General features: G+C 66.1%; 23 protein-coding genes and 1 riboswitch. Of the genes, 2 read left to right on the plus strand and 21 right to left on the minus strand.

The window, feature by feature from the left end; translation table 11 throughout:
* The first annotated feature begins 47 nt into the window (after window positions 1-47).
* Together repC and LY44_RS16740 are read left to right on the plus strand one after the other, a co-directional pair.
* Window positions 48-1,154 (plus strand): plasmid replication protein RepC, encoded by a 1,107-nt coding sequence (repC, locus tag LY44_RS16735; protein ID WP_055211269.1) that lies wholly within the window; start codon window positions 48-50, stop codon window positions 1,152-1,154.
* 443 nt (window positions 1,155-1,597) lie between these two features.
* Entirely contained in the window at window positions 1,598-2,440 is an 843-nt protein-coding gene (locus LY44_RS16740) for an EAL domain-containing protein (RefSeq protein WP_055211270.1), read from the plus strand.
* A 108-nt stretch (window positions 2,441-2,548) separates the two neighbouring features.
* Here the strand turns inward: LY44_RS16740 and thiC are convergent, their stop codons facing one another.
* From thiC to LY44_RS16850, 21 genes are all read right to left on the minus strand, one after another.
* Window positions 2,549-4,351 carry a phosphomethylpyrimidine synthase ThiC gene (gene thiC, locus LY44_RS16745; RefSeq protein WP_055211273.1) on the minus strand — a complete coding sequence of 601 codons (1,803 nt, stop codon included), beginning with the start codon at window positions 4,349-4,351 and terminating at the stop codon, window positions 2,549-2,551.
* A gap of 103 nt (window positions 4,352-4,454) precedes the next feature.
* Window positions 4,455-4,583, minus strand: a riboswitch (TPP riboswitch).
* 56 nt (window positions 4,584-4,639) lie between these two features.
* Entirely contained in the window at window positions 4,640-5,596 is a 957-nt protein-coding gene (locus LY44_RS16750; protein WP_111396065.1) for a bile acid:sodium symporter family protein, read from the minus strand.
* Window positions 5,597-5,670: 74 nt separating this feature from the next.
* Window positions 5,671-6,240, minus strand: coding sequence for a biotin transporter BioY (locus LY44_RS16755; RefSeq protein WP_055211275.1), 570 nt, complete (start codon window positions 6,238-6,240; stop codon window positions 5,671-5,673).
* A gap of 21 nt (window positions 6,241-6,261) precedes the next feature.
* The gene (locus tag LY44_RS16760; protein WP_055211276.1) at window positions 6,262-6,855 is read right to left on the minus strand and encodes an energy-coupling factor transporter transmembrane component T family protein; all 594 of its coding nucleotides are present in this window, start codon (window positions 6,853-6,855) and stop codon (window positions 6,262-6,264) included.
* On the minus strand, window positions 6,852-7,613 hold the full coding sequence (locus LY44_RS16765; RefSeq protein WP_330219262.1) for an energy-coupling factor ABC transporter ATP-binding protein: 762 nt from the start codon (window positions 7,611-7,613) through the stop codon (window positions 6,852-6,854). The genes LY44_RS16760 and LY44_RS16765 overlap by 4 nt, the downstream gene beginning before the upstream one ends.
* A 67-nt stretch (window positions 7,614-7,680) precedes the next feature.
* Window positions 7,681-8,442 (minus strand): malonate transporter subunit MadM, encoded by a 762-nt coding sequence (madM, locus tag LY44_RS16770; protein WP_055211278.1) that lies wholly within the window; start codon window positions 8,440-8,442, stop codon window positions 7,681-7,683.
* Between the two features lies 1 nt (window position 8,443).
* Window positions 8,444-8,845 (minus strand): malonate transporter subunit MadL, encoded by a 402-nt coding sequence (madL, locus tag LY44_RS16775; RefSeq protein ID WP_055211280.1) that lies wholly within the window; start codon window positions 8,843-8,845, stop codon window positions 8,444-8,446.
* A 64-nt stretch (window positions 8,846-8,909) separates the two neighbouring features.
* Window positions 8,910-9,119, minus strand: coding sequence for a biotin/lipoyl-containing protein (locus LY44_RS16780; protein ID WP_013069348.1), 210 nt, complete (start codon window positions 9,117-9,119; stop codon window positions 8,910-8,912).
* Window positions 9,110-9,862, minus strand: a complete 753-nt coding sequence (gene mdcG / locus LY44_RS16785) for a malonate decarboxylase holo-[acyl-carrier-protein] synthase (RefSeq protein ID WP_055211282.1) — start codon at window positions 9,860-9,862, stop codon at window positions 9,110-9,112. Before mdcG ends, LY44_RS16780 begins: the two co-directional genes overlap by 10 nt.
* Window position 9,863: 1 nt before the next feature.
* Window positions 9,864-10,952 carry a hypothetical protein gene (locus LY44_RS16790; protein WP_055211284.1) on the minus strand — a complete coding sequence of 363 codons (1,089 nt, stop codon included), beginning with the start codon at window positions 10,950-10,952 and terminating at the stop codon, window positions 9,864-9,866.
* A gap of 34 nt (window positions 10,953-10,986) precedes the next feature.
* A complete protein-coding gene (gene mdcE / locus LY44_RS16795; protein ID WP_055211287.1) occupies window positions 10,987-11,880 on the minus strand; it encodes a biotin-independent malonate decarboxylase subunit gamma in 894 nt (297 codons plus the stop codon).
* Between the two features lie 19 nt (window positions 11,881-11,899).
* Entirely contained in the window at window positions 11,900-12,856 is a 957-nt protein-coding gene (locus LY44_RS16800; protein WP_055211289.1) for a biotin-independent malonate decarboxylase subunit beta, read from the minus strand.
* A gap of 14 nt (window positions 12,857-12,870) precedes the next feature.
* Window positions 12,871-13,179 (minus strand): malonate decarboxylase acyl carrier protein, encoded by a 309-nt coding sequence (gene mdcC / locus LY44_RS16805; RefSeq protein ID WP_055211291.1) that lies wholly within the window; start codon window positions 13,177-13,179, stop codon window positions 12,871-12,873.
* A 14-nt stretch (window positions 13,180-13,193) separates the two neighbouring features.
* Window positions 13,194-14,867, minus strand: a complete 1,674-nt coding sequence (gene mdcA / locus LY44_RS16810) for a malonate decarboxylase subunit alpha (RefSeq protein WP_055211293.1) — start codon at window positions 14,865-14,867, stop codon at window positions 13,194-13,196.
* A gap of 30 nt (window positions 14,868-14,897) precedes the next feature.
* Entirely contained in the window at window positions 14,898-15,728 is an 831-nt protein-coding gene (locus LY44_RS16815) for a biotin--[acetyl-CoA-carboxylase] ligase (protein ID WP_055211295.1), read from the minus strand.
* A 35-nt stretch (window positions 15,729-15,763) separates the two neighbouring features.
* A complete protein-coding gene (gene madB / locus LY44_RS16820; protein ID WP_055211297.1) occupies window positions 15,764-16,972 on the minus strand; it encodes a Na+-transporting malonate decarboxylase, carboxybiotin decarboxylase subunit in 1,209 nt (402 codons plus the stop codon).
* Window positions 16,973-17,105: 133 nt separating this feature from the next.
* Window positions 17,106-18,062, minus strand: a complete 957-nt coding sequence (gene mdcB, locus LY44_RS16825) for a triphosphoribosyl-dephospho-CoA synthase MdcB (RefSeq protein ID WP_055211299.1) — start codon at window positions 18,060-18,062, stop codon at window positions 17,106-17,108.
* 500 nt (window positions 18,063-18,562) lie between these two features.
* The gene (locus LY44_RS16835) at window positions 18,563-18,979 is read right to left on the minus strand and encodes a HutP family protein (RefSeq protein ID WP_055211301.1); all 417 of its coding nucleotides are present in this window, start codon (window positions 18,977-18,979) and stop codon (window positions 18,563-18,565) included.
* 110 nt (window positions 18,980-19,089) lie between these two features.
* Window positions 19,090-20,328: a PAS domain-containing protein gene (locus LY44_RS16840; RefSeq protein WP_055211303.1), complete on the minus strand. Its 1,239-nt coding sequence runs from the start codon at window positions 20,326-20,328 to the stop codon at window positions 19,090-19,092.
* A gap of 116 nt (window positions 20,329-20,444) precedes the next feature.
* Window positions 20,445-21,824 carry a chromate efflux transporter gene (chrA, locus tag LY44_RS16845; RefSeq protein ID WP_055211305.1) on the minus strand — a complete coding sequence of 460 codons (1,380 nt, stop codon included), beginning with the start codon at window positions 21,822-21,824 and terminating at the stop codon, window positions 20,445-20,447.
* Window positions 21,825-21,900: 76 nt separating this feature from the next.
* Window positions 21,901-22,365: a DUF411 domain-containing protein gene (locus tag LY44_RS16850; protein ID WP_055211308.1), complete on the minus strand. Its 465-nt coding sequence runs from the start codon at window positions 22,363-22,365 to the stop codon at window positions 21,901-21,903.
* Window positions 22,366-22,578 lie beyond the last annotated feature (213 nt).

Consider the following 22,578-nt stretch of genomic DNA (forward strand, 5'->3'; position numbering starts at 1 on the left):
GCTGGATGGCCCGGGGCCCTTGCCGCCCGGTTTGCCGTGAAAAATCCATGGCTTTCATTCAAGCAACCGCCGCCTTCGGTGCGCGGGCGTCAGAGCTGTTGTCCGCGGACAACGCCCGGCCCGGCCGCCAGATCTCCGCCAGCCAAGCCCCCGAACGTCACATCATTGTCGAGACCCTGCGCAAGGCGGCCCCGCTTCTGGGGCTGAAGCCGACCGTGCTTGCCACGCTCGAGGCGATGCTGTCCTGCCTAGCGCCGAAGCGGAACCACAACATGGTCTTCGCCTCAAACCTGACGCTGAGCGCGCGCCGCAACGGCGTTTCGGACCGGACCTTGCGGCGCCATGCGGCGACGCTGCAAGAGGCAGGCCTTTTGCAGCGCAAGGACAGCGCCAATGGCAAGCGCTTCACCCGCTACGATCCCGCCGCGAAACAGGCGATGCATTTCGGCTTCGATCTCAGCCCGTTGTTTGACAAGCTTGCCGAGATCGCCGCCCTGGCGGTGCAGGCCGAACAGACCGCGGCGCAGATCGCCTATCTGAAATCGAAGATCCGGGCGCAGCTTCGCCCGCTGCTGCAAGCCGATCCGACCGACACGCGCGGGCTGGATCTGTTGCGGCGGCTGCGCACCAGGCTGACCGTGGCAGAGCTGTCCGCGCTGTCCGCGGCGCTGCCGCAAGAGGTTCAGGAGGCTGAGGATGACCGCCTCGAAACGCATGTCGGCGCATCGAAACTGTCCGCCAGCGACGGCCAAAATGTCCGCCACCATCAGAAGTCAAACAAAGAAAAACCTGAAGAAGAACCGCCGTCGCAAGACAAACCGGCTGCAGCGGAGACGCTGTCGCTGGCAGAGCTGGTGACGGCTTGCCCGGAGGCCGCGTCTTTTTCGCTGGGAAGCATCGCGCATTTTGGCGATGTGATCGCACATGCTCAGACCTTGGCGCCGATGATCGGCATCGACCGGGCAACCTATGGCCAGGCCGTGCGCAGCATTGGCGCCTTGCGAAGCGCGATCACCGTTTGGGCGATTGTCCAGTTCCACGATCGGATCAGAAACGTCGGCGCCTATTTCAGGGCGATCACCAGCGGCGCCAGAAGTCGAGACTTCGACGCGATCAGACTTGTCAGGCGGCTTGGCGCCATGGCCCCGGCCTGAAATTGTCCGCGGACAACTGGCCCAGAAACCGGCTGTGCTGTCGGGTTTGACCGGGTGGAAGATCGCGAAAGACATCCGTCCCGACCGCATCGAAGCCAGGAATCGGGAAGGGCAGGGGGCTTGCATCCAGAATCAGGTCACAAGCGGGACCGATTGACCTGCTTCAGACGCCGACATGATCCCCAGCGGATGAACCCAGGTACCGACGCGGCGCCTTATCCGCATCAGCAAGCTAAATTGAATACAATCAATAGATTGTGCGATGTTGCGCGGGCAGGGGGCTGATTATCCTGCGCGGCCTGCATCGAGGCTGCGGGGCATTTGTCTGACCGGGAAAGCCTGAAACGCCACAGCGCTTACCTAAAAATTTCGCAGGCTTGGAAGTTTAACAGCTTGTTCAACTATCGCGCGCATCCTGATATCCCTTCAGTCAGGAGTGGCAGATGAGGAAATACCCCGATTTTCCGCGCGACCTGGCCGATCCGTCCGAGGCGAACCCGCTCGCCTTCGCGGTGGCCAGCCGCGACCGGGAAACGCTTGCGATGGTGCGCCGCGCGATCGAGCGCAACGATGTGCTGCTCGCCTTCCAGCCGATCATGCAGACGGCCCGGCCGGAGCATCCGGCGTTTTACGAAGGCCTCATTCGCGTGCTGGACGATGCGGGCCGGGTGATTCCGTCGCATGATTTCATCGGTGCCGCGGAAACCTCCGACCTTGGCCGCAGGCTCGATTGCCTGGCGCTGGACATGGGGCTGATGTCGCTTGCCGAAAACCCGAAGCTGCGGCTGTCGGTGAACATGTCGGCGCGCTCGATCGGCTGGCCCGAATGGACACGCATCCTCACCCGCTGGCTTGCGCGCGACGACACTTTGGGCGAGCGGCTGATCCTGGAAATCACCGAAGCCTCGGCGATGACGATGCCCGAACTGGTTTCGGTCTTCATGCACGAAATGCACATGAAGGGCATCTGCTTCGCGATCGACGATTTCGGGGCGGGCTACACCTCGTTGCGCTATCTGCGCGAGTTCTATTTCGACATCCTGAAGATTTCCGGCCAGTTCATTTCCGGCATCGCGGACAATCCCGACAGCCAGGTGCTTACCAGGGCGCTGTTGTCAATTGCCGGGCATTTCGAGATGTTCACGGTGGCCGAAGGCGTGGAAACCGCCGAAGATGCGGCCTGGCTGGCGGGGCAGGGGGTCGATTGCATGCAGGGTTACTATTTCGGTGCGCCCAGTCTGACCCCGCCCTGGAGAGCCGCCGAGGCGCGGCAGGCGGGCCGCTGACCTCGGCCGAAGGGGCGGATGACCCGTGTCCGACAGGGCCCGCGATGGGGCGCCTGCCGCCCCGTCGCTCTCCGACCTCGGGCGGCGTGCGGTTCCCGCCCCATGCGCTCATTTCATGTCGTCCGGAGGCATGTAAAGATCCCCGCCCGCGCGGTACTTCTCCGCCATCTTCTGCATGCCTTCCTTCTGCGCCTCGGCACGGATGTCGTGGCTCAGGCGCATCGAGCAGAATTTCGGCCCGCACATCGAACAGAAATGCGCCAGCTTGTGCGCCTCCTTGGGCAGGGTTTCGTCATGCATCGACCGGGCCGTGTCCGGGTCGAGCGACAGGTTGAACTGATCCTCCCAGCGGAACTCGAACCGTGCGCGGCTCAGGGCATCGTCGCGGATCCGCGCCGCCGGATGCCCCTTGGCCAGATCGGCGGCATGGGCGGCGATCTTGTAGGTGATCACCCCCGTTTTCACGTCGTTCCGGTCGGGCAGGCCAAGATGCTCCTTGGGCGTCACGTAGCAAAGCATCGACGTGCCGAACCATCCGATCATCGCGGCGCCGATGCCGCTGGTGATGTGGTCATAGCCCGGGGCAATGTCGGTGGTCAGCGGACCGAGCGTGTAAAACGGCGCCTCGCCGCAATCGCGCAGCTGCCGGTCCATGTTTTCCCTGATCTTGTGCATCGGCACATGGCCCGGCCCCTCGACCATCACCTGGCAATCCCTGGCCCGGGCGATCCGGGTCAGCCGACCCAGGGTTTCCAGCTCGGCGAATTGCGCCGCATCATTGGCATCGGCGATCGAGCCCGGGCGCAGCCCGTCGCCCAGGCTGAACGCCACGTCATAAGCGCGGGCGATCTCGCAGATCTCGTCGAAATGCTCGTAAAGGAAGCTCTCGCGGTGATGGTGCAGGCACCATCTGGCCATGATCGCCCCCCCGCGCGAGACGATGCCCGTCACCCGGCCCACCGTCATCGGGATCATGTGCAACCGCAGCCCGGCATGGATGGTGAAGTAATCCGCCCCCTGCTCGGCCTGTTCGATCAGCGTGTCGCGGAACACCTCCCACGTCAGGTCTTCGGCGATGCCGCCCACCTTCTCCAGCGCCTGGTACAGCGGCACCGTGCCGATCGGCACCGGGGAGTTGCGCAGGATCCATTCACGAATGGTGTGAATGTCCTGGCCCGTCGAGAGGTCCATCACCGTATCCGCGCCCCAGCGGATGGCCCAGACCATCTTCTCGACTTCCTCGGCCATCGACGAGGTGACGGCGGAATTGCCGATATTGGCGTTGATCTTGACCAGGAAGTTGCGCCCGATGACCATCGGTTCGGCCTCGGGGTGGTTGATGTTGGCGGGGAGGATCGCCCGGCCCCGCGCGATCTCGTCGCGCACGAATTCGGGGGTGATGACATCCGGGATCTCGGCGCCGAAGCTCTCGCCGTCGCGGGCCGGCGCCTCTTGCGCGGCCTTGCGCCCAAGGTTTTCGCGGATGGCGGCGAATTCCATTTCGGGCGTGACGATCCCGGCCCGGGCATAGGCCAGCTGCGTCACCGCATGCCCCGGCCGGGCCCGGCGCGGCACCGGGCGCTGCGGGAAATCGGGCGTCCGCCGCGCGTTTTCGGGGCAACCGTCATCCCCGGGCGTCCGCTGGTGTCCTGCACAGGTCTCGGTATCGCCCCTTGCGGCAATCCAGCCCTCGCGCAGACGCGGCAGGCCGCGGTCAATGGCGATCTCGGCTTGCGGATCGGTATAGGGGCCGGAACTGTCGTAGAGGGTGACGGGGGGCTCCCCGGCCGTGGGATGCAGGTCGATCTCGCGCATCGGCACGCGGATCTCGGGGTGGCGTTCGCCCGCCTGCCAGACGCGGCGCGAGCCGGGCAGGGGGCCCGTGGTGACGGTTGGGGTCAGGTCTTTCATCGGTCGGAGCCTCCAGAGCTCAAGGCGTTGGAGACCCAGTTCCGCGTCGAATGGGAGTGCCGGTATCGGAGACGTCCCTTCCCACGAAGAGGTGGTCGGGGCCCGCGCGGCCAGTGCACCATCCCTACGCCAGTGTGAACTGGATCAGGTTCATCGGGTCACTGCGCTGCGCGGATTTGCCGTCCGGCCATCAGTATCTCAGCCTCTTGTCGAGACCCCCCGGGTGAGTGCGCAAGAATTGCGCCGCGGGCTGCCAGTTGTCAACCTCCGCAGCCTGCGCCACATGGCCTAGGCGCTGCGCTTTTGCGCCAGAAACGCGCAGACCAGCAACTGGCTCATGTGGTAAAGCATCGCGGGCAGGACGATCGCGCCCACCTGATCGGCCGGAAACAGCGCGGCGGCAATCGGCAATCCGGTGGCGATGCTTTTCGTCGCGCCGCAATAGAACAGCGCCGCGCGGTCGGGGCGGGGCAGGCGACAGGCCCGCCCCGCCGCCGCCATCGCCACCATGCCAAGCGCCAGAAACAGCGCGATCACCCCGGCCAGCAGGACCAGTCGCAGCGCCGGAATCGCCTGCCACAGCCCCGCTACCGTCCCCGCGCTGAAGGCCGCATAAACGATCAGAAGGATCGAGCCGCGGTCGACGACCATCGTCAGGCGCTTGTGCCGGGCAACAAGGCCGCCGATCCGCGGCCGCAGGATCTGCCCCAGGGCGAAGGGCAAAAGGATCTGCGTTCCGATGCCCGCCACCGCGGCAAGGCTGGTGCCGCCACCGGCGCGATGCATCAGAAGCGTGACCAGAAGCGGCGTCAGCACCACGCCGATCAGGTTCGACACCGAGGCCGCGCAGATTGCGCCGGGCACATTGCCGCCCGAAAGCGCGGTGAAGGCGATCGAGGATTGCACGGTCGAGGGCAGCACCGACAGGAACAGCAGTCCCAGCGTCACCTCCGGCCCCAGGACCGGGGCGAAGACCGCGGCAAAGCCGATCCCGAGCAGCGGAAACAGCAGATAGGTCGCGCCAAAGGTCAGCCCCTGCAGGCGCCAGTTCAGCAGTTCCGCCCGCACCGTGCGCGGATCAAGCTTCGCACCGTAAAGAAAGAAAAGCAGCCAGACTGCCCCCCAGGTGACCTGTTTCAGCCCCGACGCCAGCGCGCCCTGGGCGGGCAGGAGGACGCCCGCCAGCACCATGGCCAGCAGCAGAACCATGTAACCGTCGATGCCGAAGCGTTTGAGCGGGTTCATCTTTTCTCCTTTCAACGCAAAGACCGGGCCCCTCCTTGCGGCGGGCCCGGCGGGTTGTTTTCAGTTTTGCCCGTTCAGGCCGTCGCGATATCGCGGGCGCGAATGATCGGCCAGGCCCGCTTGACCGAGAGGGCGACCGCGGCGGTGAGCGCCGCCTTGACCAGATCGCCCGGGATGAAGGGTGCGGACCCCAGCGCGGCGGCCTTGAGCGAGAGCCCCGCCTGCACCGCCAGCACCGGAACGCCAAGACCGTAAAGCACGACGATGCCGCCCAGCGTGGCAAAGACGAACGAGCGCAGCGCGGTCAGCTTGTTCCAGCCCAGTTCGTGCAAAAGACCGGTCACATAGGCGGCGGGGATCCAGCCGAGCAGAAAGCCCACCGTCGGCCCGGCAAAGACGCCAAGCCCGCCGCGCCCGCCCGAGAGGATCGGCAGGCCCAAAGCGACAAGGGCGACGACAAGGCCCATCGCCAGCGCCCCGCGCCGCGCGCCCAGCACCGCGCCCGCCAGCATCGGCCCCATCGATTGCGCGGTGATCGGCACGCCGATCAGCGGCAGGGTGATCGGCGGAAACAGCGCCAAAGCGGCGGTCAACGCCGCGAAAAGCGCGATCAGGACGATGTCGCGGGTGGAAATGGCCGTCATCGGAGGGGTCCTTCGCAGGGGTTATCGGGAAAGGGCGGGGCCGTCGTCATGGCCTGACCGCGCCTCGATCGCCTCGGCGACCTCTTCGGCGGCTTTCAGGACGCGCACGATCAAGGGCAGGATCAGCGCCAGCGGATGGGTGCCAAGACCGCGCGCGGCCTGCGCCTCGCGCACGCGTTCGGCCTCCTCGGCGATGACCGGCAGGAAGCGCAGCGCCAGCGAGACGGCCAGCCCGACCTTTGCCGGGTTCACGCCAAGGGGCGCAAGCGGCGTCAGCAGGCGTTCCAGCGTCGCGATCAGATCTTCGGTGCGGGTGGTCAGCGTGACAAGGCTGGCCAGAAGCATCAGCGTCAGGAGGCGGGCGACGATCAGCGCGGCCAGGGTCCAGCCCGCCAGTCCGCCCTGCACCAGGAACAGCACCGCCAGCATCCAGAGCATCGGGCGGATCTGGCGCCAGATCCGTGCCCCGCCAAAGCCCGCGACGTGAAATCCAAGCAGCGTCAGGGCCAGAAAATCAAGCATCGCAAACGGGTTGGTGACAAACATCAGGCCGGTTCCGGCAAGGGCCAGTGTTGCCAGTTTCGGCCCCGGCGGGCAGCGGTGCAGCGGGCTCATGTCATCCGCTCCACATAGGCCCGCAGCGCCGGGCCAGGTTCATCATCGGCGACGATCCGGCCCTGATCGAAGACCAGCACGCGGTCGAAACCGGCCAGAAGCGGCAGGTCATGGGTGACGACGATCGCGGTTTGCGTCAGATCGGCGATCACCTGCCCGACCCTGCGGGCATTGCGCAGATCCAGCAGCGTCGTCGGCTCATCGAAGACGATGCAGTCGGGGGCGGTGATCAGCACGCCCGCGATGGCAAGAAGCTGTTTTTGCCCGCCCGACAGCCGATGCGCCGGGGCCTGGCGCAGATCGGCCAGGCCGAAGCGGTCCAGGATCTCGGTCACTTTCGCGGCACGGTCCGCCGCGCCGGACTTATGGCCCTTGAGTCCAAAGGCGATGTCTTCCTCGACCGTGGGCAGCACGATCTGGGTATCGGGATTTTGAAACACGAAGCCGACCTTGCGCCGCACCGCCCTGAGATCGCGCGCGGGGTCGAGCCCGTCGATGCGCACCTTGCCGCGTGCGGGAAGCAGCAGCCCGTTCAGCAATCGCGCGAATGTGCTCTTGCCCGAGCCATTCGCGCCGACGATGCCGATCCGCCGCTGGGTCAGGGTCACGCAGAGCCCGCGCAGCACCTCGCGCCCGTCAAAGCCATGGAAAACATCGGAAATTTCGATGGTCGTGGCGGCCGCAGGCAGGCTTGGAAGCGGGCTGCCCGCGGCGCCTTGCAACCGCAAGCTGCTGGCGGCAATACTTGAAACCGTCATCGGATTGCCCCATTTCACTTGTGGTTGCATGGTTCTGGTCACTCGGTTGGACGTTCCGCCAAGAAAATCAACCGAAGAGAGCGGCGAGGGTCATGTAACCGACCGAAGGCACCATCAGGCAGCCGAAGCCGGTGTAGAAGGTCGCCGTCAGCGCGCCATAGGGCACCAGTTTCGGATCGGTCGCGGCAAGGCCCGCGCTCACACCGCTCGTCGTGCCCATCAGACCGCCGTAAACCGCCGCCGCCGCAGGCGTCGTCAGCCCCGCGGGTTTCGCCAGAAGCGGCGTCAGGATCATCACGGCGATGGATTTCACCACGCCCGCCGCCACCGAAAGCGCGATCACCTCGGAGGAGGCGCCAAGCGCCGCGCCGGTCACCGGACCGACGATGAAGGTCACCGCGCCGCCGCCGATCGTCGCCATGTCAACCACGCTTGTATAGCCGAAGGCATAGGCCACGGCCGCGCCGATCGCGGTCGAGATGATGACCGAAACCACCAGCGCGATGCCGCCTGCCAGACCGGCCTTTTTCACTTCTTCCAGTTTCACCCCGAAGGCGGTCGAGACGATGGCGAAATCGCGCAGCATCGCGCCGCCCATCAGCCCGAAACCGGCAAACAGAGAGATGTCCGAAATGCCCTTGGAGCCGCCGGTGACCTTGCCGCCGACATAGGCCAGCACCAGCCCCGCGACGATGGCGATGGCCGACCCGTGGATGCGGTTGCTGGTCAGTTTGCCGATCGCATAGGAAATCCACATGATCACGCCGACGATGGCGAAGGCGGTGACCAGCGGCAGTTTTTCCAGCGTTCCTACGATGATGTCGAGCATGTCATTTCGCTCCTTGCGCAGAACGTTTGGCCGCGTCTTCGGTTTCGACCGTGCCGCCAAGCGCCGCCAGCGGACGGATCAGCAAAAAGCCCGCAACGACGGGCAGGAACCCGGCGATGAAGGCCATGGTGCCCGCATCGAAAGCGGCCACGACGTTCTGGCTCGCCGCCATGGCAACGACGATCGGGATATACATCGCCGACCAGAATTTGATCCCGTCCTGCGCCATCGCCGACATCCGCTCGCGGTCGATGAACCAGCGCGAGATGACGACCAGAAGCAGCATCGCGATGCCGACCCCGCCGACATCGGCATCGATGCCGACCATGTGGCCGATCAGCTTGCCGATGATCACGCCTGCGATCAGGCAGCCGCTCATCAGCGAGACCCCGTAAATCAACATGTCTTGTCCTCCTTGATCGGCGGAGAAGAGCGCCTGCCCCGTGCAGGCGCCCGTCCGCCTGTCCTTATTCGATGATCATGATCACCGCACCGGGTTTCAGGCGGTCGCCCGGGTTCACGGCGATCGACTTCACCGTGCCGTCGATCGGCGCGGGGGTGTCGTTCTTCATCTTCATCGCCTCGACGACGGCGACGCATTGCCCCTTGGTGACGGTGGCGCCCACCGCGACCTCGATCGAGACGATCACCGAGGGCATCTTCACTTTCACATCCATTGCCTTTTCCTTTCGGGCTGTTTGATTGGGTGTTGCGGGTCGGGCCGCGCCGGGGGCGGGGCCTCGAAAAGGGATATCAGGCGGGGGCGCTCGATCAGTTCGACGCCGGTGATGGTCTTGCCCAGCACCGTGCGCGCCCCCGAAAGCAGTTCCGTCAGCTTGACGCCGATGCCGCCGGGCAGGGCGACCTCGGCATCCATCGCCAGGCCGCGCCGACGCGAGAGCGCGGCCAGCATCGTCGCCAGCTGTTCCAGCGCGCGCAGGCTCTCGGCGCGGACCACCAGATCAAGGTCCGAGTCCGGGCGCAGATAGGGCAGGCCGGTCACCGTCTGCAGCGCGGCCGAGCCGATCAGGCCGATCTCGACCCCGGCGAGGGCGCCCGCGCGGGCGATTTCCGGCAGGGCAGGGTGCAGGTTCGGGCCGAGGATCAGGGCGCGGTCCATCACCTCCCAGGGGGTGAAGAAGGCCGAGACCTGGCCGCGCCGCACCGGCACCGCGGCGCGCACCCGTTCGGCGCCGTGGCGGAACGGGAAGGAAAACCCAAGCTGGCCGCCGCCATCGGGGCAGGGGCCGGTGGGGCGGCAGACGATGCCGGGGATATGCGCCTTGCTCATCGCGTCGCGCACCAGCTTGCGGGTGCCGGGGTCGCGCATCTGTTCGGGCAGCGCGTCGAGCACGGCGGCAAGGATGCCCGGGCGCGAGGCGGGCGAAACATGGGCAAGGCTGTGGCGAATGCGGAACATCTCAGCGCCTCTTGATCCAGGCGGGGTCGGTCTTGGCGCTTTGCGCCATCTCGCGCTGCGCGGTCACAAGCGTGTCGAAAAGCACCGTCGTCCCCGGGCCTTCGATCACGATGCTCTGCCCGGCCCGGCCAAGCGCGGGCACCAGTTCCAGCCGCGTCGCCCTGGCGCCCACCGTCAGATCGGGCGCCACCTTCACCACCCGGCTCTTGATGCGCAGGATGGTGCGGGCGGTCTTTTCGATCACCTCGGCGGTCGTGGCTTGGGTATGGGTGACGATCACCTCGTATTCCGGGTAGGTGCGGGCGCGGCGATAGGTGATGATCCGCCCCGCGCGGTCGCAGACATGCCCGGCGTCGGACACGACGAAACTGTCGCCCATCGGCAGGCCGCCGACGACCAGTTCCCGCCAGGGATCGCCCAGGGGCGAGGGCACCAGCGAAATGTCGGCGCGCAGCGGGCGGCCATCGAGCGTGAGCCAGCCGAATTCCTGACAGCCGTAAAGATCGTGCACAGCGTAGCCGAAGGCCTCGGCCACCGGCAAAAGCTCGGCATCAAGCGGCGTTCCGGCGCACAGAAGCACGCAGCCCTGCGGCATCCGCGGCTTCAGGCCCAGCCGCAGGGCCTGTTCCAGCGTCGCGCGCAGGAACGAGGATTCGCCGAGGATCAGCAGCGGCTGCTCGCGGCAGGCGGAAAGCAACAGCGCATCGCGGCTGGATCGCTCGAGATGCGACCAGATCAGGCCGCAGGCCTCAAGCGCCTGTTTCGAAAACACATTCACCAGCGGCGGATAGGTGACAAGCATCCGCGCGCCCGCCGGGATCTGCAGCCGCCCGAAAATCTCCCGGGCGACTGCATTGCGGTTTTCCAGCTCGGCATGGGTCACGCCGACGATGGTCTGAAAGGCCGACGATCCGGTGGTGAAGGTCAGATAGGCCAGATTGAAGGGGGTGTGGACCTCCTCGATCACATGCGCCGCGGTGGGGCCCGCGATGCCCTTGTCGGCAAGCGTGCGCCGCGGCATGTCCGCAAGCGTCGGCACCGCGCCTTGCAGGCTCAGCGCGTCTTCGAGGGCTTTGAGATCGTCTGACATCTTCGTCTTCCTTTGGCCGTCGGTCTTTCGGGGCTCAGCGGCTCGGCGCGTAGCGATCCGCCACGGCGGCGAAATCGCGGCTCATCATCTCGATGACGCGGGGACGCTCGATCCGGCCGCCGCGGGCTTCGCCCAGCTTGCCGCGACCCCAGGGGCCAAGATCGTCCTGCCGTCCCTCCAGCTTCGCGGCCCGGACCTCGGCGATCCGCGCGACGATGGCGGGGCGCATCCCATCCAGCGTCTCGACCAGCGCCTCGACGCCGCCGAGCGAGTGGAAGAACCGCGGACCGGCGGCAAAGACGGCGCTTTGCTTCGACAGGACTTCCAGCGTTTCCAGATCCTTGCGGATGATCCGCGAGACCGAGGTCAGCGGCATCACATGGATCATCGTGCCGAATTGCGCATCGAGCGACAGGATCGCATCGGCCTGCAGCCCGTGGCACAGGAAGGCGCCCGAGATCGCCCGGCCGATCACCATGGCGATGATCGGATGGCCCTTCAGCCGCGCCTCGGCCAGCGCCAGCTGATAGGCGGCGGTCGATTTGTTCATGCCGAAGATTTCCTCGACCTTGCCCGGGCCGTTGCCAGGGGTGTCGACGATCAGCACCAGCGGCCGTTTTTCCGCCAGCGGCTTTTCGGCATCCTCGAGGATCGAGGCATAGACCGCCTCGGCCATCTTGTAGCCTTCCTCCAGCCCGATGATCCCGGCGTAAACCACCGGGAATTTCTCGTTCATCGCGCCGCCATCCGAGGCGATGATCGTGCAGACCGTGCCCTGCAGCGTCGCGGTGCCCACGACCGCGCCCGGCCCGAATTCGGGATCGTCGAAGCTTTTCGCCCCCACGACCCCCTCGGCGAAGCTGCCCGCATCGACGATCATCTCGATCGCGTCGCGGCCCCGCCCCATCATGCTTTCCTGCATGTCCATGATTTCACTCCTTTTCGGATCAGACGGCGAGACGGCGCACAGTGGCCAGAAACTCGGGCAGGGGCAGGTCGATCAGCGCATGGGCGTCGGTGTTGCCCGCCCGCGTCCAGACATCGGTCGCATCCCCGGGTTGCATCTCGGCCGCCAGCGCCACGGCGCGCAGCTGCGCCTTGACCTTGGCGGACGAGCCGATGCGGCGCATCTCCTCAAACGCTTCGATCGACAGGCCCGCCAGCGCCGAGACCTGATCGCGGAAGGCCGCGACAGTGTTTTCGACCAGGAAATTCGCGTCGCCCATGATGAATTTGTGCCGCCCGCCGGTGGTGCGGTAGACAAGCGCGCGGTCGGAGGCGTCGAATTCCTCCTTGCCCATTTCCTGCTCGATCACCTCGGGGCCGGTCAGGCCAAGGCGGCCGAATTCCGACATGATGATGACGTCGGTGGCGGCGGCGACGAAGCCCATGCCGCCAAAGGCGCCGACCTTGGAGCCGATCAGCGCGATCACCGGCACCTTGCCGCGGGCTTTCTGCAGCTGGTCCATCACCTCGGCATGGGCCAGGAGCCCGGCGTTGGCCTCGTGCAGCCGCACGCCGCCGGTCTCGAAGGAAATCACCACGAGGGGCTTTTCCTCTTCGTCGAGGTCGTCGAATTGCGCCACAAGATCGTCATGGAAGTCGATCGCCAGCTTGATCGCGGTCACCATCTTCGCGCCGCCGATCTCGCCGACCGAGCCGCCGATGAAGCGGCCCTCCTGCGAGATCACGAAAACGGGGGTGCGGCCGATCTTGCCGACGCCGGTGACGATGCCGTCGTCAAAGGCCACGGCATCGCCGAGCAGGGCAAGGTGCGGGCTGGTCACCCGGTCGAAGGGGCCGGCCAGTTCGGTGAAGCTGCCCTCGTCCACCAATCCGATGGCGCGGTCGCGGGCCGAGGCTTCAAGGAAGCTGCGGGGTTGCAGGTCTGTCCAGTGGGTCATCTCGTCTCTCCGCCTCAGGCCGCGGCCAGCGCCTGTTGCAGGCGCAACAGCACGACGGCGGGGGTGGCGTTGTTGTCGTTGATCTCGATGCGGGCGTCGCAAAGCCCTGAATCGTCGAGGAATTTCTGCAAGACGCGGGTCCAGAGCGCGTCAAAGCCGGTGACGGGGGTGACCACGGTCACCGCGACGCGGCCCGAAAGGTCTTCGGGATGCATCATGATTTCCAGATCGCTGGATCCGGTGACGCCCACATGCAGGCGGGCTTGGATCCGCGTCTTCGGCGCGGCGGGGGCCAGATCCAGGGTGAGAGTGTGCAAGGCCATGATTTTGCCTGTCTTTACCAGTTGCGGAAGCGGGCGGGCGGGTTGTAGAGTCCGCCGGACCAGGTCACGAGATCGCGCATGCTTTTCGCGGCCAGAAGGTCGCGGTTGGCGCGGGCGGGGTTGATGCCCAGATCGGAGACGGTCTTGACGATCCCCGCCTCGCGCAGGGCGCGGGTCTCTTCGGGTTTCGCGGCAAGGCCGATGTCGGTGAAGCCCGCGACGGCGCGGATGGCGGCCATCCGGGCCTCCATGTCCTTACAGCGGTTCAGGTAGGCGATGCCTTCCTCGGTGACGATATGGGTCAGGTCGTCGCCATAGATCATCACCGGCGGGATCGGAAGATCGGCATCGCGCGCCAGTTTCCAGGCGTCGAGCTCGTCGACAAAGACCGGGGCACGGCCCTCGCCGAAGGTTTCAACCCCTTGCACGACAAGGCGTTTGCCGCGCGGCAGATTGCCGATGTCACGGTCGAGGCTGGGCAGTTCCTGGCCGCATTTCAGCCAGGCGTCGGTCGGGTGGCGCCGCCCCTTGGCATCGCAGCCCATGTTCGGCGCGCCGCCGAACCCGGCCACCCGGCCCGCCGTCGCGGTCGAGGAATTGCCGTATTTGTCGATCTGCAGCGTGCCGCCGATGAACATGTCGATGGCGTAATGCCCCGCCGTCTGGGCAAAGGCCCGGTTCGAGCGCAGCGAGCCATCCGGCCCCACGAAGAACACGTCCGGCCGCGAGGCGACGTAATCTTCCATGCCGAGTTCACCGCCGAAGCAGTGGATCGTGTCGACCCAGCCTTCCTCGATCGCCGGGATCATCGTCGGATGCGGGTTCAGGATCATATGCGTGCAGCATTTGCCCTTGAGCCCCAGTTCCAGACCATAGGTCGGCAGGATCAGCTCGATCGCCGAGGTCAGGAAGCCGATGCCGTGGTTCATCGAGGTCACGCCATATTCGGCATAGATCCCCTTGAGGCACATCATCGCCAGAAGGATCTGGCTGTCGGTCACCAGCGCCGGATCGCGCGTGAACAGAGGCTCGATGAAAAAGGGTTTCGGCGATTGGATCACCGCATCCACCCAGTCGCCCGGAATATCGACGCGCGGCAGTTCGTCAACGATTTCATTGACCTGCGCGATGACGATGCCTTCGCGGAACTTCGTCGCCTCGACGATGGCGGGGGTGTCTTCGGTGTTGAAGCCGGTATAGAGGTTGCCCTTGCGGTCGGCCTTGTAGGCGCAAACGAGCGACACCCGCGGTGTCAGGTCAAGGAAGTAGCGGCCGAAGAGTTCGAGATAGGTATGGATCGCGCCCAGCTCGATCTTGCCATTGGCGATGAATTTCGCCACCCGCCCGGCTTGCGGCCCGCCAAAGGCGAAGTCGAGTTTCTTCGCGATGCCGTTTTCAAAGAGATCCAGATGCGCGGGCAGCGGCACGGCCGATTGCACCATGTGCAGATCGTGGATCTTGGCGCGGTCGACCTTGTTCAGGCATTCGGCCAGGAAGTCGGCCTGCTTCTGGTTGTTGCCTTCGATGTTGATGATGTCGAAGGGGCGGATCACCGCTTCCAGAAGCGCCACCGTATCCTTGGCGAGCACTTCCTTGCCCTTGGCATAGAGGGGCGCTGCCGCCTCCTTGCGCGCGGCGGTATCTTCCGCCCGCTTGCGCCAGTTGTTGCGCTTGTCTTGCTGCGTCATTTGCTTTCGTCTTCCTCCTTCAGAGGGTTTTCAAAGGGTTGCCTGCGTCGGGGCGAGGGGGATCTCGCCGAAGATGACGCTGTGAAGGGTGCCGTCGGCGGTGCGCAGACAGAGCGCGCCATCCGGGCCAAGCGCCTCGGCGATGCCCTGACGGGGGGCCTGCGGGGCGGAAAGGGTAACGGGCTGGCCGAGCGTGCAGGAGCGCACCGACCAGGCCTGCCGGGCGGGCTCGAAGCCGAAACGTTCCCATTCGGTCAGCCGGTGGTCGAGCCGTTCGACCAGCGCCGCGAAAAGATCGAAGCGGTCGACCTTGCGGCCGGTTTCGGCGCTGATCGAGGTGGCGATGGCTTGCAGCTCCGGCGGGAAATCCGTGCGGCTCTGGGCGATATTGATGCCGATGCCCGCGATGATGTGATCCAGATCGCCTTCGGGGGTGAGCATCAGTTCGCACAGGATGCCCGAAAGCTTGCGGCCCCCGACCATCAGGTCGTTCGGCCATTTGATTTGCGGCGCAAGGCCCGTGGTGCGGGCGATGGCCTCGGCCGCGGCGACGGCGATGACCAGCGTCACCTGCGCCAGATCGGCCAGAGGGCGGGAGGGACGCAGAAGCACCGAGGCAAGCAGGCTTTCCCGGGGACGCGAAACCCAGGGTCGGTCGTATTTGCCGCGTCCGGCCGTCTGATGATCGGCCAGAACGATGGTGCCCGTGGGCGCGCCCCTCCGCGCCAGACCGGCCAGAAAGCTGTTCGTGGAGGACAGAACAGGCCGGTGGTGGACCGCGCAACCGATCCCGGTCCGACGCCGGAAGGGAAGTGCAAGCGTCGGGAGGTTCGGGAGAAGATCGGGATGGTGCGCGGTCATGGGGTTGCTCCTGTGAGCGGGTCAGGGACGGTCGGTCAGTTGACCAGACCGATGGTCGAGGCGAAGACACCGACGGCGATGGCCGAGACGATGACCCCGCAGATCGAGGCGCCCATGGCGAGCGGCATGATCATGGCGTGGGGGTTGGCGGCGAAGACTTCCTTCTGGGCGATCTTCGCGGTCGAGGGCATGCAGGAGACGCCGGCGATACCAATGACGGGGTTGTAATTGCCGTTCGAGAGTTTCCAGATCAGGTAGCCGCCGCCGATGCCGCCCAGTGCCGAGACGGCGAGCGCCGTGATGCCAAGGACCAGCAGAAGCGCGACTTGCGGATCGAGCAGGGTTTTGGCTTCGCACAGCGCCCCCAGCACCAGCCCCAGAAGCAGGGTCGAGGAATAGGTGACGGTATTTTCCAGAAGCTTCTGATAGGGCTCGATTTCCGCTTCCTTGATCGCGACGCCGAGGAAGAACGACAGGATCAGCGGCGTGGCGACGGGCAGCAGCAGGCACAGAAGACCGGCGGCAACCACGGTGAAGACGAATTTCGCCTGCGGCGTGACATCGGGGAAATCATACTCCACCTCGATGGCGCGGTGCTCTTCCTTGATCAGCCAGCGCACAAGGTAGGGGTAACCGGCATAGGTCAGCGACAGATAGAGATAGGCGATGATCGAGATCGGCACGAAGAGGTTCTTCGCCATCATCAGCGAGCCAAAGAGCACCATCGGACCATCGGCGCCGCCGATCGTGCCCACGGCCGCGGCTTCACCGGGCGTCAGGCCGCAGTAATAGCCGATCACCAGCGTCACGAAGGTGCCCAGTTCGGCGCAGACCGCGACGGCGATGCTGGCCCAGGGCCGGGCAAGGATGAAGGAGATGTCCGCCATCGTGCCGATGCCCATGAAGAGCATGCAGGCGACCAGCGAGTTGACGAAGGTGAAGTTGTAGATCGGCTGCAGGAAGTTGATCTGCATGATGTCCATGAGCGCATTCGTCTCGGACACCAGCGGCGAGATCACCAGCGTGCCGACCTGGCCGCCTTCAAGGATCATCACGCCGGCGTTGACCGCCATCATGCCAAGGCCCATCGGCACCATGATCAGCGGTTCAAGCGTGCGCTTGAAGCCCAGATAGGCGAGCAGGAAGCCCAGCCCGATGAACCCCAGACGGGCAAAGGAAATCAGCGGGTCCTGGATGAAGAGTGTCCCGATACCGGGAAAGATGTTGAACAGGGTCTCAAGCATGTGAGCGCCTCAGGATGCGTTGGGAGAGGAGAGGAGTTTGGAGATGCCGACGATCACGCCGATCACGGCAAAGGAGATTGCGGCGGTGATCAGGTAGCTGAAGGCGGCATAGGTGATGATGTTCATGGGTGCCTCAGGGGTTGCAGGGGGCGAAGGGCAGGGCCTCCGCGGGGAAGATCGGGGGCAGCTCGCCCCCCGAAAGCGCATCGACGCCAAGGGTGACGGCCAGAAGATCGGCCGCGCCGCCGGGGCTGATGTGACGGGCGATGAACCGGGCATCGAGGGCGTGGATCGCAGCCAGACCCTCGGCGCTCAGCGCGCCGCCCAGGGCCAGGATCGCGCGGGCCTCGCGGCGCATGAAGCTCAGCGCCGCCGGGCCGCCGCGCCACAGGACGGTGGTGTCCTCGGTCTCGGCCATCAGGGCGATCAGCGTGTGGGTGAGGCTGGTGGCCAGCGTCGCGCCGCTGTCACGCGCCGCGCGCAGGGCGGGCAGGCCGTGATTGCGCACGGTGGGATAGCCCGCCTCGGCCTCGCCGCGGATGCCAAGGACACCGTATTGGCGAAAGAGTTTCTCGCCCGCGGTCACCGGATCGCTGTCGGTCCTGGCGCGCAATTCGCGGTCGCAGATCCCGGCGACCATCGCCGCGGCGGTATCGAAAAGCGCCGCCTCGGTCAGGGCGTCCCTGCGGGCGACCAGCCCCGCCGCCGCCGCCAGCACGCCTGCCGAAAACAGCAGCCCGCGCTGGGTGTTGACGCCGCGCGTCGCGGCCAGCAGCCGGGTTTCGTAGATCTCGCCGATGGCCCGCACCCGGGGCAGCAACGTCAACGCCGGGCCGGCATGGTCAAGCCCGGCTTCCGCGCATTGGTAAAGACAGGGCGCGATCACCGCCGAGGAGACCATGAAGGTCTGCAGGTTCATGTCCCGATGCGCGCCGTTCGAGCGCGGCGTCACCAGACCGGGTTTGGGATGGGTGGAGATTTCAAGCAGCGCCCCGGTCAGGAAAGCCGATCCGATCGACCAGGCGCTGGTTTGCGGTGACAAGGCAATGTCGCTGAACCAGTCCAGCGGCCTGCGCAACGCGTATTTCATGGGTTTCGTCCCGCGCAACTGACGGCAGCGCGGCGCTTCGTGAACGCCAGGCGTTCCACGGCCAATGCAGAGATTACATCTGGTCGGGGAGACCGTCAGACATGCGCCACACCGATGTCACTAGCTCACGCGGCGCTTTGGGTTCGTCAGCCGTCGCAGCCCCACTCGGGCAGACGGCTCATCACGGGATCACGGCCCTGTCGGGCAACCCCGCCTCACGTCCTTGTGATAAGCCGTGATCCGGAGCATGTCGCCATCGTTACGCCCGTCGCTTCGGCTTGTCCAGAAATCGTTTTCACGGCGCAAGGGGGTGCGGCAACGCGCCGCAGTTTTGCATTTATTCAGAAATAAAACAATGACTTGTGGTTTTCCGGCCGGGGTTTGCAACTTTCGGGTGCAGGGATTGGCCCGCGGCTTGCGGCTCGCGTTTTTGTCAATGGCGACAGGCGATTGCGGCGCGGTTGCAGGCCCGGCCACAGCCGCCATGCAGCCATGGAAGTCTAGATATGCATCACCCCGAAGCCGATGCGTTCGTGATTCGTGGTCGGATGAAAGGCCGATTCGCCATGCGCGGCGACGGCGACCCAATGGCCGTCCGACACCAGCGCCACCTTGAGCTTGAGGTTCGATTCGGCCACCACCGTCGCCGAGACCCCCTGCAGGCATTCCAGCCCGGCATGGATCACCCCGTGCACGGCGCCCGGGCGGTTGTGGATCACCCCGCCATTGAGCGCACAGGCGACGATCGACTTGACGAAACCCTTCTCGATTTCCGACCGCCGCCCGGTGACATAGGTGATGCCCACCTTCCAGGTCGGATGGGCAAGGATCTGTTGCTTGATCAGATCTTCCTCTTCCCGGCTGCTGATGGCGGCCATGATGGCGGCCTTGCCGATTCTGTCCGCGGCGACTTCCATGTTCTGTTCCGATCCGATCCGACCCGTTTCGGATCGTTCATAGCGGCGCGGGCGCGGCGGCTCAATCGGGATGATCGCGGCGCCGCGATCCGGCGCCGGACCCCGGCCTGTCAGCGGTCGGGATCGCCCTTCACGAAGCGGCCCATCGCGCCGCCGATGTCCTCCGACAGGCGCAAGATGGTCTCCAGCCGGGCCTTGATTTCGGCGTGAAACAGATCAAGCTGATCGATGGTGGACACCAGCCCCGCGCCGTTTTCGCGCAACCGGCCGCATTCGACGCGCCCCATCACGCGGATCGTGTCAAGACCCAGCATCAGCCGCCGGATCTCCGCGCTTGATCGGGCCAGTTCCTCGGCATGGCTGACGGCATGCGCCAGCGCGGCGCGGCTGTCGTGCCGGGTGGCGGTGCGTGCCTCGTCCAGCTTCGCGGCCTCGGTCTCCCAATCCAGTCCGGCGACCGGCTCCGCATGGTGGAAGGTCGCGATCATTTCCGCCATCACCCGATTGGCGCCAAGCAGAAAGAGCGCCCGGGCCACTTCGCGCGAGACCCGGTCGCAAAGATTCTCCCGGCCGCTGACGAAACTGCGCAGCCGGTCGGAGATCACCAGGCTGGACGCGCGATAATTCTCGGAGATCGCCGAGACCGGACCGCCCGAGGGTTCCAGCCGCGAGGCGACAAGGCGCATGTTGTTCGGGATCGATTGCAGCGATTCGAAACTGCGCAGCAGTTTCTTTTGTTCCTGCGTCACCCGTTCAAGGGCCTCGTTCACTTCGATCAGCTGCCGGGTGCGCGGGTCCGCCGGACGGCCAAGCCGAAGGTCGCGCGCGGCCAGTTCCTGCCCCAGCGCGCTGGCCATGAAGGTGGTATAGCTGGTGAAGCCCGCCTCGGTGATGATCGTCCAGAGCATCCGGGCGCTTTCCCCCGGATCAAGGCGCTCGGCGCGTTCCCGCGCCGCAAGCTTGGCATAGACGGCGCGGATCTGCGCAAAAAGCGGCGTCGAGGGCTTGAGACGGACCGACAGGAACCCGTCTTCGGTCGGCAGGATCACCGCGAAGACCCAGTAATAATCGCCATTGCGGGCGCGATTCTTCACATATCCGCCCATCGGAAGGCCGTTGCCAAGCGCGTCCCAAAGAATGCGGAACACCGCCCGGGGCGTGTCAGGGTGACGGATGATCTTGTGGGGGGCGCCCAGAAGTTCTGCCCAGGCGAAGCCGGAGACCTTCTGGAAGACATCGTTGCCCGCCAGAATCACCCCGCGAGGATCGGTGCGCGAAAAGAAAAGATCGTCGAACCGAAAATTGACCTCGCCCTCGGGCTGGCCGGAGAGATCGCGTTGATGGGTCATGAAGCCTTCTCGCTGAAATTTGGGAGAGCTTATCGTTTGCCGTCTTAACACCTGATTTACGCCGACCGAAAAAGTCGCTTTGTCAGGGGGATGATGCGCCTTGCCCCGCGGCCCGGTCACGCCACCCCGGCCAGATGCGCCAGAAGCCCAAGGCCCGCAGACCCGGCCAGCACCGCCGCCATGCCCCAGCCGCGTCTGAACAGCGCCCAGATCGCGAGGGCGGCAATCAGCGTCGCGGGCAGATCGAGCGTGGTGATCTGCGGCAGATCAAGGCTGACCGGGCCGAGGCTGACCCGCGTGACCCCGCGCCAGAGCAGATGCAGGGCAAACCACAGCGCAAGATTGGCGATCACCCCCACCACCGCCGCCGTCACCGCCGCCAGCGCCGCGGCCAGCAGGCGATTGGCGCGCAGCCGCTCGAGGAAGGGCGCGCCCAGCAAGATCCAGGCGAAACAGGGGGCAAAGGTGACCCAGCTTGCCAAAAGCCCGCCCAGGCTGCCCGCCAGCAGCGATGCCTCCCAGCCCGCGGCGCGAAAGGCCGCCATGAAGCCGACGAATTGCAGCACCATGATCAGGGGCCCCGGCGTCGTTTCCGCCATGCCCAGCCCGTCGAGCATCTCGGTCGGGCGCAGCCAGCCGAAATCGGTGACCGCCGCCTGCGCCACCCAGGCCAGCACCGCATAGGCGCCGCCAAAGCTCAGCACCGCCAGTTTCGAAAAGAACAGCGCGATCGCGGTGAAGACGCTCTCGGGCGCGGCCAGCCACAAGGCCGCCACCGGCACCAGCCAAAGCGCCAGCGCCACGGCGCCTGCCCGCAACGCGGCGCGGCGCGCAGACCCGGTCGGGTCGTCGTGTTCCGCACCCAGAAGCGTTTCGGCATCGGCGATCGCCGGGCCGCCCGCCGCATCCTGCCCACCGGGCGTGAAAACTACCGGCCCGAAGACCTTGGGGGCGATCAGGCCGCCAAGCGCGCCGATCAGCGCCGCCGCCGCGACGATCAGCGGGAAGGGCAGGGCGAGCGCGAAAAGCCCGACAAAGGCCGCCCCCGCCAGCCCCCGTTGCGCCCGGGTTTTCAGCGCGCGGCTTGCCAGGCGCAGCACCGCCTGCGCGACAATCGCCAGCACCCCGGCCTTGAGCCCGAAGAACAGGCCCGCCACCAGCCCGACCTCGCCCCAAAGCGCATAGATCCAGCTGAGCGCCATCAGCGCGGCAACGCCCGGTGCGATGAACAGAAGCCCCGCCAGAACCGCGCCGCGCGCCCCGTGCATCAGCCAGCCGATATAGGTGGCCAGCTGCATCGCCTCGGGTCCCGGCAAGATCATGCAGAAGTTCAGCGCATGCAGGAACCGGGCGTCCCCCAGCCAGCGTTTTTCCTCGACAAGGACACGGTGCATCACCGCGATCTGCCCCGCCGGTCCGCCAAAGGAGAGCGCCGCGATCCGCGCCCAGACCCGCGCCGCTTCGCCCAGACCGGGCCGTTCGATGGTCAAGGTCATGCGGCATCCTCCTGCCCGCAGGATCGGGCGCCCCGCCGGAATGTCAACCCGCAGGGCGCCGCAGTCCGGGCGGCGTTCAGGCCGCGTCGTAATGGGCAAACACCCGGGATTGCCCGCCGGTGGTGATCAGATGCACGTCATAGGCCTCGCGCTGAGCCTCGGGGCCCATGCCGGGGGCACCAAGCGGCATGCCCGGAACCGCCAGCCCCAGCGCCGCGGGGCGCTCGGCCAGCAGTCGGCGGATGTCGGCGGGGGGAACGTGGCCCTCGATCACATAGCCCCCGACCCGGGCGGTGTGGCACGAGCGCATCGGCTCGGGGATGCCGCTTTGCCCCTTGAGCGCCTGCAGCGCGTCATAGTCGATCACCTGTGTCGTCACGGCAAAGCCGTCAGCGCGCAGAATATCGATCCAGGCCTCGCAGCAGCCGCAATCGGGATCCTTGACGACAGTGATCGCCACTGGCGCGGCGGCGCGCAGCGGTGCGCTGGCAAGGCACCCGGCGACAAGGGCCAGAACGGTGCGGCGGGAAAGTTTGGTCATGATGATCTCCGGTTCAAGAATGGGAACGTGGCGAAGATCAGATGCGCGGCGGCGGCCCCTCCGGTTCGGGGGAAAGCAGCGCCAGCCGCAACGGAACCGCAGGCGGGACGAGCCGCGAGACGCGCTCGGCCCTTGCGGCGGGCTGCATCGGTTCGGGCGTCAGCGAGGCGCCCAGACAATGCTGCAGGCAGCCTTCCGGCGCGAAGGTGGTGG

It is taken from the genome of Rhodobacter capsulatus (assembly GCF_003254295.1).
In the GTDB taxonomy this organism is placed as follows: domain Bacteria; phylum Pseudomonadota; class Alphaproteobacteria; order Rhodobacterales; family Rhodobacteraceae; genus Rhodobacter; species Rhodobacter capsulatus.

Coding starts and splice junctions, on each gene's coding strand:
- LY44_RS16740 (WP_055211270.1), top strand. CDS start 1,598: ATGAGGAAATACCCCGATTTTCCGCGCGACCTGGCCGATCCGTCCGAG.
- repC (WP_055211269.1), top strand. CDS start 48: ATGGCTTTCATTCAAGCAACCGCCGCCTTCGGTGCGCGGGCGTCAGAG.
- chrA (WP_055211305.1), bottom strand. CDS start 21,824: ATGACCTTGACCATCGAACGGCCCGGTCTGGGCGAAGCGGCGCGGGTC.
- LY44_RS16780 (WP_013069348.1), bottom strand. CDS start 9,119: ATGGATGTGAAAGTGAAGATGCCCTCGGTGATCGTCTCGATCGAGGTC.
- LY44_RS16790 (WP_055211284.1), bottom strand. CDS start 10,952: ATGTCAGACGATCTCAAAGCCCTCGAAGACGCGCTGAGCCTGCAAGGC.
- LY44_RS16765 (WP_330219262.1), bottom strand. CDS start 7,613: ATGACGGTTTCAAGTATTGCCGCCAGCAGCTTGCGGTTGCAAGGCGCC.
- LY44_RS16750 (WP_111396065.1), bottom strand. CDS start 5,596: ATGAACCCGCTCAAACGCTTCGGCATCGACGGTTACATGGTTCTGCTG.
- mdcA (WP_055211293.1), bottom strand. CDS start 14,867: ATGACGCAGCAAGACAAGCGCAACAACTGGCGCAAGCGGGCGGAAGAT.
- LY44_RS16840 (WP_055211303.1), bottom strand. CDS start 20,328: ATGACCCATCAACGCGATCTCTCCGGCCAGCCCGAGGGCGAGGTCAAT.
- mdcB (WP_055211299.1), bottom strand. CDS start 18,062: ATGAAATACGCGTTGCGCAGGCCGCTGGACTGGTTCAGCGACATTGCC.
- LY44_RS16760 (WP_055211276.1), bottom strand. CDS start 6,855: ATGAGCCCGCTGCACCGCTGCCCGCCGGGGCCGAAACTGGCAACACTG.
- mdcE (WP_055211287.1), bottom strand. CDS start 11,880: ATGGACATGCAGGAAAGCATGATGGGGCGGGGCCGCGACGCGATCGAG.
- madB (WP_055211297.1), bottom strand. CDS start 16,972: ATGCTTGAGACCCTGTTCAACATCTTTCCCGGTATCGGGACACTCTTC.
- mdcG (WP_055211282.1), bottom strand. CDS start 9,862: ATGTTCCGCATTCGCCACAGCCTTGCCCATGTTTCGCCCGCCTCGCGC.
- LY44_RS16835 (WP_055211301.1), bottom strand. CDS start 18,979: ATGGAAGTCGCCGCGGACAGAATCGGCAAGGCCGCCATCATGGCCGCC.
- LY44_RS16755 (WP_055211275.1), bottom strand. CDS start 6,240: ATGACGGCCATTTCCACCCGCGACATCGTCCTGATCGCGCTTTTCGCG.
- LY44_RS16815 (WP_055211295.1), bottom strand. CDS start 15,728: ATGACCGCGCACCATCCCGATCTTCTCCCGAACCTCCCGACGCTTGCA.
- madM (WP_055211278.1), bottom strand. CDS start 8,442: ATGCTCGACATCATCGTAGGAACGCTGGAAAAACTGCCGCTGGTCACC.
- LY44_RS16800 (WP_055211289.1), bottom strand. CDS start 12,856: ATGACCCACTGGACAGACCTGCAACCCCGCAGCTTCCTTGAAGCCTCG.
- mdcC (WP_055211291.1), bottom strand. CDS start 13,179: ATGGCCTTGCACACTCTCACCCTGGATCTGGCCCCCGCCGCGCCGAAG.
- madL (WP_055211280.1), bottom strand. CDS start 8,845: ATGTTGATTTACGGGGTCTCGCTGATGAGCGGCTGCCTGATCGCAGGC.
- thiC (WP_055211273.1), bottom strand. CDS start 4,351: ATGAAAGACCTGACCCCAACCGTCACCACGGGCCCCCTGCCCGGCTCG.
- LY44_RS16850 (WP_055211308.1), bottom strand. CDS start 22,365: ATGACCAAACTTTCCCGCCGCACCGTTCTGGCCCTTGTCGCCGGGTGC.